This window comes from Salinispira pacifica (genome assembly GCF_000507245.1).
GTDB lineage: Bacteria > Spirochaetota > Spirochaetia > DSM-27196 > Salinispiraceae > Salinispira > Salinispira pacifica.
On record NC_023035.1, the window covers coordinates 3,357,975 to 3,373,246 of the forward strand.

At 48.5% G+C, this 15,272-nt stretch carries 17 protein-coding genes; 7 read left to right on the top strand and 10 right to left on the bottom strand.

All coding sequences use genetic code 11. From position 1 onward, the window contains the following. Positions 1-166 precede the first annotated feature (166 nt). Positions 167-364, top strand: a complete 198-nt coding sequence (locus tag L21SP2_RS18450; protein WP_024269353.1) for a hypothetical protein — start codon at positions 167-169, stop codon at positions 362-364. Positions 365-613: 249 nt separating this feature from the next. On the opposite strand, the gene L21SP2_RS14630 is transcribed toward L21SP2_RS18450, so the two are convergent. Further along, positions 614-1,444: an IS110 family transposase gene (locus L21SP2_RS14630; protein ID WP_024269354.1), complete on the bottom strand. Its 831-nt coding sequence runs from the start codon at positions 1,442-1,444 to the stop codon at positions 614-616. A gap of 914 nt (positions 1,445-2,358) precedes the next feature. Here L21SP2_RS14630 and L21SP2_RS14640 point away from each other — a divergent pair. After that, the gene (locus L21SP2_RS14640) at positions 2,359-3,147 is read left to right on the top strand and encodes an EFR1 family ferrodoxin (RefSeq protein WP_024269356.1); all 789 of its coding nucleotides are present in this window, start codon (positions 2,359-2,361) and stop codon (positions 3,145-3,147) included. A gap of 102 nt (positions 3,148-3,249) precedes the next feature. On the opposite strand, the gene L21SP2_RS17615 is transcribed toward L21SP2_RS14640, so the two are convergent. Then, a complete protein-coding gene (locus L21SP2_RS17615) occupies positions 3,250-4,443 on the bottom strand; it encodes a HipA domain-containing protein (protein WP_053335716.1) in 1,194 nt (397 codons plus the stop codon). A 248-nt stretch (positions 4,444-4,691) separates the two neighbouring features. Between L21SP2_RS17615 and L21SP2_RS14650 the strand changes: the two genes are divergently transcribed. The 4 genes from L21SP2_RS14650 (at position 4,692) to L21SP2_RS14665 (ending at position 9,595) form a co-directional block, all read left to right on the top strand. Next, positions 4,692-5,849 (top strand): PP2C family protein-serine/threonine phosphatase, encoded by a 1,158-nt coding sequence (locus tag L21SP2_RS14650; protein WP_169730494.1) that lies wholly within the window; start codon positions 4,692-4,694, stop codon positions 5,847-5,849. 152 nt (positions 5,850-6,001) lie between these two features. Beyond that, the gene (locus L21SP2_RS14655; protein WP_024269359.1) at positions 6,002-6,742 is read left to right on the top strand and encodes a substrate-binding periplasmic protein; all 741 of its coding nucleotides are present in this window, start codon (positions 6,002-6,004) and stop codon (positions 6,740-6,742) included. Positions 6,743-6,777: 35 nt separating this feature from the next. Then, positions 6,778-8,268 carry a sensor histidine kinase gene (locus L21SP2_RS14660; protein WP_024269360.1) on the top strand — a complete coding sequence of 497 codons (1,491 nt, stop codon included), beginning with the start codon at positions 6,778-6,780 and terminating at the stop codon, positions 8,266-8,268. Positions 8,269-8,386: 118 nt separating this feature from the next. Beyond that, the gene (locus L21SP2_RS14665) at positions 8,387-9,595 is read left to right on the top strand and encodes an ATP-binding protein (protein WP_024269361.1); all 1,209 of its coding nucleotides are present in this window, start codon (positions 8,387-8,389) and stop codon (positions 9,593-9,595) included. Between the two features lie 74 nt (positions 9,596-9,669). On the opposite strand, the gene L21SP2_RS14670 is transcribed toward L21SP2_RS14665, so the two are convergent. Both L21SP2_RS14670 and L21SP2_RS14675 read right to left on the bottom strand, forming a co-directional pair. Beyond that, the gene (locus tag L21SP2_RS14670; RefSeq protein WP_041401669.1) at positions 9,670-9,951 is read right to left on the bottom strand and encodes a type II toxin-antitoxin system RelE/ParE family toxin; all 282 of its coding nucleotides are present in this window, start codon (positions 9,949-9,951) and stop codon (positions 9,670-9,672) included. Continuing rightward, on the bottom strand, positions 9,944-10,198 hold the full coding sequence (locus L21SP2_RS14675; protein WP_024269363.1) for a type II toxin-antitoxin system Phd/YefM family antitoxin: 255 nt from the start codon (positions 10,196-10,198) through the stop codon (positions 9,944-9,946). Before L21SP2_RS14675 ends, L21SP2_RS14670 begins: the two co-directional genes overlap by 8 nt. A 216-nt stretch (positions 10,199-10,414) precedes the next feature. On the opposite strand from L21SP2_RS14675, the gene L21SP2_RS14680 reads away from it, so the two are divergent. After that, positions 10,415-10,687, top strand: coding sequence for a toxin-antitoxin system HicB family antitoxin (locus L21SP2_RS14680; protein WP_024269364.1), 273 nt, complete (start codon positions 10,415-10,417; stop codon positions 10,685-10,687). Between the two features lie 112 nt (positions 10,688-10,799). On the opposite strand, the gene L21SP2_RS19095 is transcribed toward L21SP2_RS14680, so the two are convergent. The 6 genes from L21SP2_RS19095 to L21SP2_RS14705 form a co-directional block, all read right to left on the bottom strand. Next, on the bottom strand, positions 10,800-11,096 hold the full coding sequence (locus L21SP2_RS19095) for a DUF2442 domain-containing protein (protein ID WP_041401672.1): 297 nt from the start codon (positions 11,094-11,096) through the stop codon (positions 10,800-10,802). A gap of 8 nt (positions 11,097-11,104) precedes the next feature. Next, positions 11,105-11,365: a DUF4160 domain-containing protein gene (locus L21SP2_RS14690; protein WP_024269366.1), complete on the bottom strand. Its 261-nt coding sequence runs from the start codon at positions 11,363-11,365 to the stop codon at positions 11,105-11,107. A gap of 247 nt (positions 11,366-11,612) precedes the next feature. Continuing rightward, entirely contained in the window at positions 11,613-11,759 is a 147-nt protein-coding gene (locus L21SP2_RS19305; RefSeq protein ID WP_425277200.1) for a hypothetical protein, read from the bottom strand. A 123-nt stretch (positions 11,760-11,882) separates the two neighbouring features. Next, a complete protein-coding gene (locus tag L21SP2_RS14695) occupies positions 11,883-12,989 on the bottom strand; it encodes a glycosyltransferase family 4 protein (RefSeq protein ID WP_024269367.1) in 1,107 nt (368 codons plus the stop codon). Between the two features lie 83 nt (positions 12,990-13,072). Continuing rightward, a complete protein-coding gene (locus L21SP2_RS14700) occupies positions 13,073-14,491 on the bottom strand; it encodes a hypothetical protein (protein ID WP_024269368.1) in 1,419 nt (472 codons plus the stop codon). Beyond that, the gene (locus L21SP2_RS14705) at positions 14,491-15,252 is read right to left on the bottom strand and encodes an outer membrane lipoprotein-sorting protein (RefSeq protein ID WP_041401674.1); all 762 of its coding nucleotides are present in this window, start codon (positions 15,250-15,252) and stop codon (positions 14,491-14,493) included. Before L21SP2_RS14705 ends, L21SP2_RS14700 begins: the two co-directional genes overlap by 1 nt. Positions 15,253-15,272: the final 20 nt, after the last annotated feature.

Below are 15,272 nucleotides of genomic sequence, written 5' to 3' on the forward strand. Positions count from 1 at the left end.
TGAGCTGAATCAGCATACTCCAGAGTACGAGATGTATGGAGATTCCATGAGGTATGGAAGAGCAATTAAAGAGTCGGTTCTCAAGAGGGTTCTGCCACCGAATGCTGAAAGTATACGGTCTGTTAGTATCGATGTCGGGATTGCCCAGCAGACAACTCGCAACTGGATGGCAAAGAGCGATCAAGGTATACTCGGTGATGATGTTCAGCTTGGTCCCCGACAACTGGGTGCCTCGGAAAAGTTCGCACTCATTCTTGAAGCCGCCAGTCTCAACGAAGAAGATCGCGGCCCCTGGATTCGGAAAAAGGATTGCACTCTGAGCATTTACAATTGGTCGAGCACCTCCGGATGTCAGAAAACCTGATTTTCAAACAATCTGATCTCATGTTCCTATCCGTAGCGGCGTTGTATCCAAACACATATCATATTCTCTTAAATTAAATGGCTGCAGCATACCTTTCTGCGAAAGATATGGCATTCAATATCCTTCTCGTCTGGAAGTAACTGAGTTCACTTCGATTCAACGGTTTTTACAAGTTTTCCCGTAGACTTTTCTTCGCGTACCCACCACAACTCTTGCGCTCCGGTATAACTTTTCCACTATGTTTATTTGTCAAGCAGCATCTCGCTCTTTCTTGCATTCCTCCAGTGTTTTTTGATACTCGACGAGTTTTCGCCGATATAGTTCCTCCTTTAACCAGTGAAATCGTTCTCCCTGGAGTAACATCCGGCGCATCACGCCGCATAGCCGCCGGATCATCGCGATCCGCGCTCGCCCACTGCCGCGTCGAGCTTTGAGCTCTTCGTAGTCGCGCTCCCATCCCGGCGTTCCTTTGATCGTCTGGTAAATCGACTGCGTGAGGATCGTCCGGCTGAGCTTCCGTGATTCTCGGGTGATATGCCCGGGACGACTCTTGCCGCCCGAATCATGACATCGCGGTACCAAACCGAGATAGGCGTTCATGCGCCGCAGGCTCGGGAAACGGTGAACATCTCCAACGTCAGCTAGAAAGGCTGCGGCGGTCAGTGGCGTGATGCCGGGGATAGTAATCAAAAGCTGGATCTGCTCATCCAGTGGAGTACTCGCCTCCACGATTTTCCGGCTGAGCCGCTCTTTCGATTCAGTGATAGTCCATAGCAGATCAACTTGGATCTGCAGCGCATCAACGATGACCTCCCAGATGTGTCGATCAGCGAGGATCTCGGCGACGGACTCTTTCCCCTTGAAGAGTCGCGATCGTTCGGTTGAACTCACGGTTACCCCGTCCTCGGCGAGCATCGCCTGGATAGTATTCTTCAACATGCGAATCTGGCGATTAAAGAGGTTGTAAACGGCAAACAGCCTCCGCGGCGTCCGGATCGTCTCACTCGGCTTGTACACCGTTGGGATACCGAACTCACACGGATGCATGGCCGACCAGGCCCGATGACCAGATAGACCCATAGCGCTTTAGCCATGTTGCGTGCATCCTGCCGATCGGTCTTATTCCAGGAATCGGTGATGATGCGAAATCGCATCGGATCCAGCACGAAGCACTTAGCCCCCTGAGCCTCGACACGGTCGGCCCCGGTTTCATGGGCGAGCAATGAGCGCCAGCGAATGACCAGCCAAATAGAAAATTCCGCAGGACGCCTCGATTACAACCGCGTCGTCCGGACCCAGCTCAGCGAGATACGCCTCCATCTGACATGATCTAAGAAACCGCATCTCGCGCCCGCCACGATCAAGCACAGATACTGTCGAGTACCTCTTATGCTGATCGATACCATGAAAACGTGTAACCATCGTCTCCTCCTCGTTCTCCTGAAAGCGAGAGAGCAGAGTACCGATGTCGGTTATGCGTTCCATTCCACTATTGAGGTTGCATACCCGAGCAGGTTCCGAAGAAACCGACCAGGGCAGCATCGCGCCCTGGTCGTGCTATTCTGTTGGTACGTATGCGGCCGGTGGCCTGCCGGGGATGCATGGCGAGCAGGTTCCGGAGGCACCGACCAGCCAAACCTATCAACGTGGTCGCAACCCGCTTCAGCAGGACGCCACAGAAAAGTTATAGGCCATCGACCGTCCTGATCTCTGCGCTTCCGGATTGCTTGTGATCAGGAGTAGTCTAACACCCACGGTTGCAGGGCCGAGCAGGCGGCGATAGCCGCCGTCCAGCCATCGACCGCGTAATGCGCCTAACCGACGCTTGACAAATAAACATAACAACCTATCATTGAAACACATGGGGTTCCCAGGAATGCCCGAACCTAGCGCATATCCCCCGCGGCACCTTTCATTGCCCTATCCAATACATAGAGGTAAAATCGAATTAGCATCCGAAGCCGTACGCATACCGGAATGCTGGAGGGTTTGATATGGCCCCGCGAACCACTGAATTGTACTATTTCACTGGAACCGGTAATTCCCTTTCAATCGCGAAGGACCTCGCTGCCGAAATTGATGGAGCTTCAATTCATTCAATGAGTCGTCACCGAGGTACCATTGAAGCAGATTCCATCGGATTGATATTTCCCATCTACTTCGCCCAGGCTCCGGTCTTTGTACAGGAGTTCATCGATCGAGCAGATTTTGGAGAGATAGGGTATCTGTTTCTCATCGCCAACGGCGGGGGCTTGTTCGATGGTGCGTTGAACATGGCGGAAGATCAGTTATCCCGGAAAGGCATCAAGGTCAATGCCGGCTTCACCATCAGGATGCCGGGGAACCACCCGATGATCTCTGCGATACAGACCAGAGCGCACGAGAAATTCTATCGAAGGGAAGCGCTGAAGGTAAAGCGAATCTCCCGGATAATATCCGATAGGGAGTCGCGAAAGGTGGAAGGCAACTTTCGTCTGTTCGGCCGCGGGACATTTCAGCGCATTTTCCGCGAGCCATTGCAACTCTCCAAAGCCCATCGGCTTGACGAAGTTTTCTCTGTGAACTCCAGCTGCAATGGCTGCGGCATTTGCGAGCAGTTTTGCCCGGTGGGCAACATCCAAATCCTCAAACCGGAAGGAAGACCCACCTGGAATCATCACTGCGTGAATTGCGCAGGGTGCTATCATCATTGTCCGGAAGAAGCCATTGAGTTTACCGGCATGAGGCATCAGATGAAACGGTATCGACATCCCGATGTTACGTTTCATGAGCTTATATCATAAAATCTATCGTCGGCTTGGATGCCGAAGCCGGTTTGCAGCACAACATCGAATCTATCGGACCCGGAAGCTGAGCAGATCTTCGTTTCCGATCCAACCTTCGGACTACTTACAGCCCCTATCCTCACGAGTATGCGAATCGTCGATTCGGGGAATCCTTATTGATTCAAGATGCAGTGACTTTCGAATTGCCTTTACCCAGCGCAAAATTGCATTGGCAAGATTAGAAACCATCCCTCGTTTTTTCACAAACTGATGTTGCTCGTAAAAGGAAATAACACTATCTGTCATGCGGTTAATTGCCAATTGGGTAAGCTTCTCAGATTGCTCCATTACTAAAGCGGGTCTCACGCCAAGACTTCGCGCTATAAACGCGATGTCTTGTGTGTTGGGAACTTTTCGTGTTTCGTCCGGACTAATAGGAAAAGCATAGCGCTGGTCCAGGAGCTTGCCAAACAGAAGTGTACTGGTTAAATCATACAGTGGAGAAAGCGTAGGCCCCGAAGCTGTATACAATATCGAGAGGTTTTTACCATGAGCATCGGTGTTTCCGGTAATAATATTTGCTAACTGCCGTTGTAGCAGGACATTGATATCGTGAACGGGCCGATAGCTATGAGAACGAAGAATTTTGGCAATTTCACTAAGCTGAATTCCACCAGAGATACCATATTTTTCATGGGAAGAATATCCTGATGCCTGCAGGAAATCTTCCTGGTGAACGCGGGCAATCGTGCCGTCAGCTAGGGTCTTGCGATCATAGCGGGATGAAAGTACATAGTCATTGTATGCAGTGGTCGTAATCACCGGAAGCTCAAGGTCCCCCAAAAATCTCGTACAAAAGGCTTCGTTTAATGGAAGATTATTCACCGCTGAATGCGGGAATTTGATAATGTGGGAACTCACCCCGCTGCCATGAGGCCAATGCAAAGTACCGATTTGATCTCGATATACAGCCCATTTATGCTGGGCACCAGCTAATGATAGACGCACCGGGGTTTCGCCGGTGAAGGGGAGATAATAGCCCTTGGATGCAATCACATCGCGGATGGCCTGTTCGCCGATTTCCTGGTACCAAGCCTGTTCGGCTATTGGTGGTTCGGGGGTATCTGTAATACTCAAGGCTCCCGCACAGTCTCTGCCGATATCAGCAAGGAGGGCAAAATCATCTCCGTGATGGATTTTCTTCGAGTGCTCAAGCTCTCGGCGCACAATGCCCTTGGGTAGGAGATTAGAGAAAAAATGTCGGTCCTGAATTCCAGGCTCCACGTAAAACTTATCAGATTTTGGTCTGGACAAAGGGCTCAGCTTACTGTTCGACCATCATCCAGCTCTACAACGAGAGCTTCATTATTTATGTTTACTCAAACAGCATTTGAAAACCCATGGCTATTCCGAAGCCGTCTATTCTAAGTATAGTAGGCGTGGAATAATTATATACCCACTTGATTTTAAGAGTAATAAGCTCCGGATACCATATTTAATTAATCATCACATATGCTCCGCACTTGACCGCCCTCACACGCTTCAATAGGCTTATGGATGATATGAACGGTCAAAAAGAAATCCTCTGTATTGTAGATGACGAACCCCAGGTGCTCAAAGCCCTGAGCCGTGAGCTGGAAGATTTTTGCAGCGGCTTGAACCTGGAGTTGCGGACATACAAGGGCCCGGGAGCCTGCAAGAAAGCGCTTGCTGAAGATGCATCCCGCACAGCTGTGCTGATCTCCGATCTGCGGATGGCCGAGCAGTCGGGAAGCGACTTCCTGCTGGAGGTTCACCGGGATTATCCTGATATCGAACTCATGCTCCTTACTGCGTACAACGATATTCAGGAGATTCAGAAAGCCATTTCCGCAACCCTCCGAGCGCTGATCACAAAACCCTGGAACCCGGAAATTCTGGAGGCGGAGATTGAGAACGCCCTTTCCATCCGCCGGATGAGACAGGATAACCGGGAGTACATTCATAAATTGAACCGACATCTCGATATTGCGGCGGACTTCCAGAAAAACCTCCTGGAAACCCGCATTCCCGATGTAAAAAATGCACGGCTCGAGCTGAGTTACATGCCCCACCAGGCCCTGCGCATCGGCGGAGATTATTATGATGTTATCAAACTGGATGATAACCGTTTCATCGCCATGCTGGGGGATGTTACCGGACAGGGAATCCGGCCGTCTTTCGTTACCGCCATGCTCAAGGTCATCAGCCTGTCACTGGGCAGCCCCAGGCAGGGAGACCAGGTAACCACCGGAGGCCTCATGACCTTCATGAACAAACGGCTGTGCCAGGTACTTCAGAACGCATCGGATATTCTCATAACTTTCAGCATAATTCTTATAGATACCGAGCATATGAGTCTGAGCATATCCAACGCAGGCCACCTGCCGGTTTACACCATCAATTCCGGCGGCGTTACGGAGCACAAAATTGAGGGGCCTGCCATGGGGTTTTCCTCAGGGGTACAGTATCAGCAGAAAGATATTCCCCTGAAGCATGGAGACGCCGTGGCGGTCTACACCGACGGTCTTTTGGAAACCAAATCCAAACAATCCAAAATCAACTCCGAGGTGATTAAGAAATTTTTCCGTATGGCAGTGATGGATGAAGATTTCAACGAAACTTTCCTCAAACAGCTCAAACTGGTACGGGGAGAAGAAGATTTTCATGACGATGTGACACTTTTGTCGGTGCGGGTGTAGCGTTGCAGTCAGTGCGTAGCTTCTGCAGCCGGGTTGATTACGCTTTTTTTGCAAACGGGAACCGCTCCTATGAAGAAATTATGACCTTGGTTGAAACATATTATGTACAATAGTTTTTTGTATTATCTGTTAACATCACCTAATATGGAACTATGAAGTGCGCAAAGGTTCTGTTCAGTTTATTGTATCTGGGAGCCGCCCTGGGATTGGTTGGAGCGCAGGATATTACCCTGGTTGCAGTGGTGGAAGTCTGGCCTCCTTACCGGATTGAAGCAGAAGAGGAGCTGACCGGTATAGACATTGATCTTCTTCAGGCCATTGAGTATGAGCTGGATGTGAAGATCGAAATACAGCGCCGTCCCTTCGCCCGGGCTCTTGAGATGATCAGAAGCGGGAATGCGGATATTATTCCCGGCATCGCCTACACAGAAGAACGGGACGAGTACATCCGCTACTCTGCCAGCAGCTACTCTGTGGTGCAACCGGTGTTTTATGCCCGCCGGGATGCGGCTCCACAAATTCGGAAATACGAAGATCTGTATAATTACCGCATCGGGTACTCCCTGAACTCGGCATATTTCGAACCATTCAACTCCGATGAAGAACTTACCAAGCTGGGGCTTTCAACCGAGGCTCAGGTTTTGAAGATGCTAGAGCTGGGCAGGGTGGATGTAATCATCGGCACCGACCCAAACCTCGCATACGACATTGCCCGGGCAAATCTCAGCGGAGAGCTCTCGCAGACAGCATACGTTCCCGAACCGAACACACCCCTCTACCTGGGTTTTCCGGATAACGGGGAACACCCTGAACTGTACCGTCGCATTGATGACATACTGCAAATGCTGATCCGTGAAGGGCGCGTTCAATCAATTTTGGAATCGTACCGATAGAGGCTCTTTGAGAATCGTAGCGATAGAGGATCCCGGTGAAACGCAATTTACTAATCGAAACGGCCATCATTCTCACCATTATTGCCATCCTTTCGGTAATCATGTTCGGAATAATTACCCTCATGCTCTCCAACAGCTACCTGATCAATCAGTTGAAAGATACCTCCCATGAGACCGCAGACAGACTGCAGGAGATTCTTATAACCCCTCTCTACACCCTAAGCGATGAAACCGCAATAAACATCGTCCAGGCATATCTTGGCTCCGGGGTTCTGGAAGGGATTATTCTGGAATCCAGCGCCAATGGTATTTTATTGAATCAGGAGCCGGAGAGTTCCTCGTACATCGGCCCCTTCATGCGGGAGATCAGTTTTGAAAATCTTGAGCTCGGCCGGGTAACCCTGTGGTTTTCCAACCGGCAGATAATCAGCACTCAGCGGCAGCTGATGTTGATCATCAGCATTACCGTTGTGGCCATGTCTGGCGTATTGCTCTTAAGCATATTCCTCCTGAGCCGATTTAAAATCAAAAAAACACTCACCGGTGTAATATACGGCATCGGGCAATTAAGCAAAGGGAACTACAGCTGCCGAATTGAGCGCGAACAATATAGGGATGTTAACCTCTTCATCGACCGCCTGAATGCCATGGCCGAGCATATTGAGGAAAAGGAGCAATCCCTCCTGGAGCTCAATGAAAATCTTGAGCACAAGGTGGCCGAACGCACCCGGGAGGTGGAAGAAACCTCCCAGCGCCTGCGAAACGCCGAACGTCTGGTATCTCTCGGGAATCTGGTGGTGGGGATATCCCATGAGCTTAATACCCCCCTGGGAAATGCTCTCACCACGGTAAGCTATCTGGAAAATCTGGCACAGAAGATGCAGGAAGGCAACGAACCGGCACATCCCCGGATGCTCAGCGAACCCATCGCAATTATACAGAAAAGCCTGAACAAAGCCATACGGCTCATTAGAAGTTTTCGGCAAATTACCATCCCCCAGGAGGACAAGCCGCCCGCACGGATCTATGTAAAAAAATACCTGCAAGATGTAGCGGAACTCACTGAAAGTCAAATGGAAGGAAAGAATGTCAGTGTCACGGTGGACGGTCCTGAGTTTGAACTTACCATATCACCGGCAGTTCTCTACCCCATCATCTTTAACCTTATCGCCAATGCCGCAGAACACGGGTATGAAACCGAGTATGAATCCGGTGCTGAAACATCAGCCCAACAAACATCGACCCAACAAACTACTGATCCGGTAGAATTCCAGCTGGAACGGCAGGATGGCAACATTTTTATTACATGCACAGACCATGGAACAGGCATTGATCCCGCAATTCTCCCGAAGGTATTCGAACCCTTTTTTACCACCAAACGGGGAGAAGGAAAAACCGGCCTGGGACTCTACATTGTCAATTCCGTAGTCACCACCCAGCTCCAGGGCTGGGTGGAACTGAGATCAACCCCGGGCAGAGGAACCACGGTACTCATCTCGTTTCCAGTCCCACCTGTATCCGGTTAGCCGCCGCCCGGCCCCGGGGTGTATTACCAAAGTCACCGCCAGTAAGGCGAAGCAGCTTGAAAAGAACAAATTATGGGAGTACACTCCAACTATATAGCTATAAATCAGGAGTGTATTCATGATTGAGAAGATGTTCTCAACATATAAGAGGCTGTTAGGGCATACACATTTCAAATATCATAGGTATGTGTATAAAGATTTCAACCTGAATAACCGGTTAACAGGGTTAATCGGGCCAAGAGGCACGGGTAAAACCACCCTTTTATTACAATATATAAAAGAAAACCTGAACATTGATGACTGCATCTATGCATCACTGGACAATATCTATTTCTCTCAAAAGAAGGTATTTGATTTTGTACATGAATTATATGAGATCTACGGTATTCGATACTATTTCTTTGATGAAGCACATAAATATCCCGGTTGGAACCAGGAGATCAAAAACATCTATGATTCCTTTCCGGATATGAGAATTGTTTTTTCAGGGAGCTCAAGTCTGGATCTGATCAAAGGTTCTTACGACTTGTCGAGACGGGGGGGTATATATAGAATCGGCGGCTTATCATTCAGAGAATATCTCATGTTCAATAACATAGCCGTTGTAGAACCTTTTTCTTTAGAGCAATTATTGCAAGACAAGACCAGAATCGAAGCAGAAATTGCAGCCATACCCAAACTGTTAGTTCATTTTAAGCAATATATGGGCTCAGGATATTATCCATTCGTCCTTGAGGATCCAGATTCCTATGGTCATAAGATTCAGCGAATAGTTGAAAAAACAATATATGAAGATATTTCCAATCACTATAAGCTGAAAACAGAGAATCTCATACACTTTAAACGAATCCTCTCCTATATGGCCACAATACCGCCAGGCTCCTTGAATACCAACAATATTGCAAAAAACATCGGGCTGGATAATAAGACCATACAGAATTATCTGGATATATTGCATGAGACAGGCCTGATTCAGTTAATCCCCAAAAATACAGCAGGCAGCAATCTGCTGAAGAAAACTGAAAAGATATTTCTAGATAATCCGGATATATATGCATCTGTCTGCGACGAAATCGGGTTCGAAGCGTCTAATGGAACACTGAGAGAAATTTTCTTTATCAAGATGATTATGAATTCAGGGAAAACGCTGCATTACAGCGACATCGGGGGCTACACAGTTGGCGGGAAAAATTTTGAATTAGGCGGCCGGAACAAAAGCTTAAAACAAATACAAGAACATTTGGAAAACTCATATCTGGTAAAAGACGATATTCTCCATGGAAGCAGATATGAGATACCCCTGTACCTTTTTGGGTTTTTATACTGAGAAGCTATTTCAGCCTTTCATAGTGCCCCCACAATTAGTTATTTTTCCGTGGGAAGTAGCGGTACAGCTTGGTGTCAGCGGTTCTCATAAACAGCAGCGTGATTTCCCACATTAACAGGAACGATTGTATCTTCACGTACAATAAATTCCATGGTAATTCTGTAACCGGTATTTATGAATACACTATGAAGGTCAGATAATTTTCCCTTTAGGCGATGAAGACGCAGTGATGGATGGTGCAGGTTCATTTCCAGTAATTGCAGGGTTTTTACATACTGACCTCGAAGCTCTGGATGACGGAGCAGGAATTTTTCTGCACGTTTTTCATAGCTATGGGTAAATACCAATTTAGGCATGATCAATTCTATTTAAATGAGCGCTGATTCCATCTGTGTACATATTTCCGGAATCAAGATCCTTCCGGGTTTCATTCAGCGCGGCTTCCAGCTCGCATTCACGAAGATAATTATACTTTTCAAGGCTCATCACCACGTATGTGTCTTTGCCCCTTACGGTAATAATGGCTTCGCTATCTTCTGTATCATTCAGCTTTATAGCAGACGCACCCTTCGTCTTCAACTCGTTTGCGCTAATATGCAGCATTGTACACCTCCTACCACTATTGGTACTTTTAATAGTACGACTAATAGGTTTATAGATCAATGCGCGTTCAGCTGATTGTACCCTCTGTGTCAAGATAGTTTTCGGCATGCACTTTCATATGTGGTGCCCCGCCAGGCTTTGATTTGCCCTTTAATATCAGCATCCACTTTTGTTGATTTGTGTCCTCATATTTCGTAAAATATTGGAGGGAAACTCATGAAAAATAAAGCCTCGGTATTAACACTTCGCATTCCTGAAGAGTTAAAGCATAGCATTAAGAATATGGCCGATCAGCAGGGTGTTTCGATAAACCAGCTCGCCTTATACGCTCTTACGAAAGAAATACAGGAAATGAAAACACACAGCCTGCTGAAAACATACTGGGCCCAACGGGATGAAAAAGAGATCTCAGAAAACTTCACTAAGTTATTAGAAAAAGTGAAAGAGAAAAATAACGCCGAAACAGTGCCTGACTGGGATGCAATTTAGAACTCAAGGAGTCCCGTTATTCACCGGGATGATTTATCGTGGCCAGTTTCCACACGTGGGCGGCTCAACGGATTTCAGAAAGACTGGTAGATACTTTCTTGGTCTTCAAACTTCACGATGAAATATGCTGATGGTTTTCCAGAGGATCATCAACCTCTATGCTCTCTGCAAACAATTGGATCGGGTCAAGATCCAGGCATTCTTCTGGATTCATAGTTCTTTTAACATCCCAAGCCAAAGTGTTATTCATTACGGTACAGGTCTCCATAAATACTTTTATATCAGACAATTGCTGGAAGACACCTCTTCGAGTCAATTTAGACGCATCATATAGCTTTATATGACCATCAGAAAAATATACGTATACATGAAAGTCTTCCCTGGGAATTACTTGCAATACACTATTCATACTAATTCCTACTGCAGCGGTTTGATTTTGTGGATCTCACCATGCTGCTCAGCTATAAGCCAATTCTCCATGAGCTCTGATTTGTGTATTTCGCACCAGGCCAAGACCAATTTCAGTTGCCTGTTGGGGAGCATCCCTTCAATTACAACACCATCCTGGATTGAAATCAGAGCTTTAAGATCGTTATATTCTGCATGGAAATGCGGAGGATTATGGTCATTCCAATACATGAAAATTCGAATACCGAAAAACTCACTGATCTTAGGCATATTAACCTCATTCGATTATTGAACTCTATATAAGTGTAATATAACAGACAAAAAATCGATCATAAAGTCGAAACAGTGCCTGATTGGGATGCAATATAGAACTCAGGAATATGCTGTGTATTGAAAAGGATAATTTATAGTGCCCAGTTTTCCAGTTGCAATTTCTCAAATCGTGATGAATTGTTTCTTGAAATTCGGATGTCATTTATAATTTCATCAGCGGAACGCTCATCGACCCAGCTTCCTTTTAATGCCAGGAAATCTTTTGTTGGATTTTCTCAAACTGATCAGGCGAGGATAAATATTTTTCAATTATTAGTACTACTTCCTGACTTACAGATCTTCTTTCTGATGCAGCACGCTGCTTTAGTGAATCATATAGTGAATCGTCCATATCCTTAACTTGGAAATTTGCATTTAATGACGCTCCTGAATTTTTCGTTCATGAATAACGAATGCTTTTTTATCCACTAATGGTATCGCGAATTTCTTTCAGGTCAATGAAAGAACACCTGCGTCACGCCAGCTTCTTCCGGGCCTTGTTGGCAAAGTGCAGCCAGGTGAAAAGTGATGCGGCAATCAGCCAGGCGACGAGAATGAAGAGGTCGGCTGCCAGGAGGCTGCCTTCATTGCGGATGGCCAGGCTGCGCCCGATTACCGACAGCGCCATGAGAAGGTTCACTGCGTGGATCATTGCCAGAATCTGCCCGGTGGAGAACCCGAAGGCCAGAAGTTTATGGTGGAGGTGTTCCTTGTCCGGATGATGAATGGGTTTGCGCTCCCGAATTCTGCGCATAATTGCCGCAACCATATCGATTATGGGAACAATCAGAACGGTTATGGTAACAATAAAGCCCGCCTGAAAGTGGCTGGGGTCGGCAGCTCCGTCCCCGGCGCCGATGAAGGCCAGAGCCCCCAGAGCGAACCCCAGAAAGAGGCTTCCCGAATCCCCCATAAACACCTTCGCCTTGGGCTTGTTGAATACCAGAAATGCCAGGAGCGCACCGAACAGCATAAACGAAAAGAGCGCACCGCTGAGGTTGCCGTTAATCACATGGACCGTACCGATTCCCGCTGATGCGATGAGTCCCGTGCCGCCGGCAAGGCCGTCCAGGCCGTCGATAAGGTTCACCGCGTTGGATATGGATATGAGCCAGAAAATGGTGATGGCCCCGCTCATGGGTCCCAAAGGAAGCACCCACCGAACCCCGGGAAGATAAATTCCGTCTATGAGGGCACCGCCAACGGCAACCAGGGCCCCGGCAACAATCTGCCCGATCAGCTTGTAGATAGCCCTGATATTCACAAAATCATCCACCAGACCCAGCCCGTGGACAATAAAAAAGCCCAGAAAGAGGAGAATATTCTTGTTTGAGAAAAACCGTGTGGTGGTAAAAGAGGAATCCAGAAGGGGGAGGAGAATAGTGAGGATAAATGCAGTGAGAAGGAAGGAAAGGAAAAAGCCCACACCGCCCAGCCGGGGGGTGTCTTCGGTATGAATCTTTCGATGATCCAGCTGGTCATACCAGTTGTTTCGATGGCTGATCCGGATAATCACCGGAGTAAGAATCAGATTTATCAGAAAGGCGATACCTGCCCCGGGCAGGATAAGACTCAGCTGCATGGATATTCCTCTGTTTTTCCGTATCTCTCAATATAGCTATAACTATATCAGAACGGAAAAGGAATATCCATTAGGCAGAAGTATTAGAAACTGCGACTTAAGCTGAGCTGTACCACCAGGGAGACTACCCGGCCGGCAGGGTCTTCGTTGTTTTGCCGGTAGTAGGACCAGGACTGTCCGTAGGTCACCGGCAGCCCGATATTGATGTTCAACAAGGGGGCAATTGACCCAGTGAGCCCGAAAACGATTTGTCCCGAATGGTCGTTATATTGATGATACCAGCGCACCGCCGGCTTCAGTCCGAAGATCCGGGCATCGGTGAACACGATCCCCAGACCGCTTCGGTGCACGCCGTTCTCCGCCCATACAAGATTGGTATCCGCAGCGGACTCTTCTGCGGGCACGGGCCCGATCCGGGTTGTAATTTCCGGCCCGTATGAGAACCGGTATTCACCGATCAGCTGCAGGCCGATATCTGAGCTTTCCCAGAACATGTGAACCAGGGCCTGGGTTGTGGGCCAGAGGTACGAGGGTCCTATACCCCACGCTGTTCCGGCATCGCCTTTTGCAGGATACACATCAAAATCACCCCGTCCTTCAAGAGCAATATCCACCCCCAGTACATTTGTCTTCACATACATGTTGCCGATGAGGGACTGTTCCAGATTCCGATTGAACTTGCCGGAGAAGCCGAGGGTGAAGGGACCTGCAGAGGTTTCAAACAGGGAGGCGTAGGCAAAATCCAGGGGGCTGGGGCTTGCAGTTGAGGCAAGCCAGCCGTCTTTTACATAGATCACAGAAGTGAGTCCGTTCACCCCCAGGGGCATGAACATCTTTACCGCAATGCCGTCCTTCACATCTGATACCAGGTCGCCGGGATTGCTCAACAACTGCGCCTGTCCCCAACTCATGGACTGCTTCCCCACCCGGAAAAAGTAGCGTTCAGCCAGGGTATAATCGATGAATAATTCTGATACTGAAGGGGTGGGAAAACTGAACCGGCTTTCATCCATGGAAGTGGAAAGTTTGGCAAAATACCGAAAATAGGGCAGCGGCCGGGCATCCACCGACACAGACGAACTCATATCATAGTACACCGATGCATCAAACTCTTCCCAGAGTATGTCGCCGTAAGGAGCCCCTTCCTCAGGAACGGGCCAATCGAGAAAGCCGCCTGCTATGGAGCCGGAAAGGCTAACAGTACCCTTAACAGTCGGTTTATCCCGGGTGGTGAGGGCGTCCAAGTCTATAGCGTCCTCGCCATTTTCGTCTGCGCCGTCATCCGCTACATCCGATTCGGAGTTTTCGGCATCATCTTCGGTGTCTGTGTCACCGCTTTCAGATTCACTTTCAGAATCGTTTTGAGATTCCACCGTTTCATCCGGCACGGCAAACAGATCATCCACGTCATCCTGGGCATACAGCATGGAGGGGAAAAGGAGCAGGAAAGCAAGTGCGAATGCGGCGGCACCGTTACGAGGGAGAAGGCGGTTCACATTCATTATTCGCTCACCCGCTCAAGGTAGGCCTGGGTGAACACAAGATCGGGCAGATCATTCAGACTGGGCTTTGCAACGGTGATGATGGTTCGCTCATTTCGGAACTGACCGTTCACATTGCGGCCTGCAAGGGCGTCGATGATCACGATCTGCACCGGAACAAAGCGTTCGCCAACAGCCTGGTAGCGGGGTATTGCAGTTGTCCGCATGAGCTGGCCGGAAAGGCTGTAGTCCTCGTACTTGCGCACCAGGTTGTTCTCATCCACCCAGATTTTCATGGCAGGATAAGTCACCGAATCGTTGGTGGCTTCAAGGTCCAGTACACGGGTGCTGTATGCCCCCAGCTGCGCACTGCTTCTGCCTACGATACGGTAGTCGGCGGCTAAGGTGGACTGGGTGAAGTCTGAATTCCGGGCGTTGGAGTTCTGGAAGCGGTCCCGGGCGCTTGTTACATTAAAGCGGCGGCTCACCGGGTCGTAGAGCCAGAGATTATTGCCGATTTTGAGGTAGCCTTTGCCTCTGTCCACCGAGGGCTCAAGAATAAGAATGAGGTATTTATCTTCAGAGTCACGGCGGAACATGGCAGCCTTGGTTACTGATGTGCCCTGCCCGGGCTTATCCTGGGTGATGGTGTACTCGGCGGAGAAATCGTTCTCTGTAAAGGAGACCAGGGAGTCGATTTGTTCAAGGAGATCCTGGGCAAACAGGGGAGAAGCAACAGTGAGCGCTGCAAACACAAATATCAGCATAACGAATTTTTTCATATACAGTCCTTTTAAAATGG

Coding starts and splice junctions, on each gene's coding strand:
- L21SP2_RS18450 (WP_024269353.1), top strand. CDS start 167: ATGGCAAAGAGCGATCAAGGTATACTCGGTGATGATGTTCAGCTTGGT.
- L21SP2_RS14630 (WP_024269354.1), bottom strand. CDS start 1,444: ATGGGTCTATCTGGTCATCGGGCCTGGTCGGCCATGCATCCGTGTGAG.
- L21SP2_RS14640 (WP_024269356.1), top strand. CDS start 2,359: ATGGCCCCGCGAACCACTGAATTGTACTATTTCACTGGAACCGGTAAT.
- L21SP2_RS14650 (WP_169730494.1), top strand. CDS start 4,692: ATGAACGGTCAAAAAGAAATCCTCTGTATTGTAGATGACGAACCCCAG.
- L21SP2_RS14655 (WP_024269359.1), top strand. CDS start 6,002: ATGAAGTGCGCAAAGGTTCTGTTCAGTTTATTGTATCTGGGAGCCGCC.
- L21SP2_RS14665 (WP_024269361.1), top strand. CDS start 8,387: ATGATTGAGAAGATGTTCTCAACATATAAGAGGCTGTTAGGGCATACA.
- L21SP2_RS14670 (WP_041401669.1), bottom strand. CDS start 9,951: ATGCCTAAATTGGTATTTACCCATAGCTATGAAAAACGTGCAGAAAAA.
- L21SP2_RS14675 (WP_024269363.1), bottom strand. CDS start 10,198: ATGCTGCATATTAGCGCAAACGAGTTGAAGACGAAGGGTGCGTCTGCT.
- L21SP2_RS14680 (WP_024269364.1), top strand. CDS start 10,415: ATGAAAAATAAAGCCTCGGTATTAACACTTCGCATTCCTGAAGAGTTA.
- L21SP2_RS19095 (WP_041401672.1), bottom strand. CDS start 11,096: ATGAATAGTGTATTGCAAGTAATTCCCAGGGAAGACTTTCATGTATAC.
- L21SP2_RS14690 (WP_024269366.1), bottom strand. CDS start 11,365: ATGCCTAAGATCAGTGAGTTTTTCGGTATTCGAATTTTCATGTATTGG.
- L21SP2_RS19305 (WP_425277200.1), bottom strand. CDS start 11,759: ATGGACGATTCACTATATGATTCACTAAAGCAGCGTGCTGCATCAGAA.
- L21SP2_RS14695 (WP_024269367.1), bottom strand. CDS start 12,989: ATGCAGCTGAGTCTTATCCTGCCCGGGGCAGGTATCGCCTTTCTGATA.
- L21SP2_RS14700 (WP_024269368.1), bottom strand. CDS start 14,491: ATGAATGTGAACCGCCTTCTCCCTCGTAACGGTGCCGCCGCATTCGCA.
- L21SP2_RS14705 (WP_041401674.1), bottom strand. CDS start 15,252: ATGAAAAAATTCGTTATGCTGATATTTGTGTTTGCAGCGCTCACTGTT.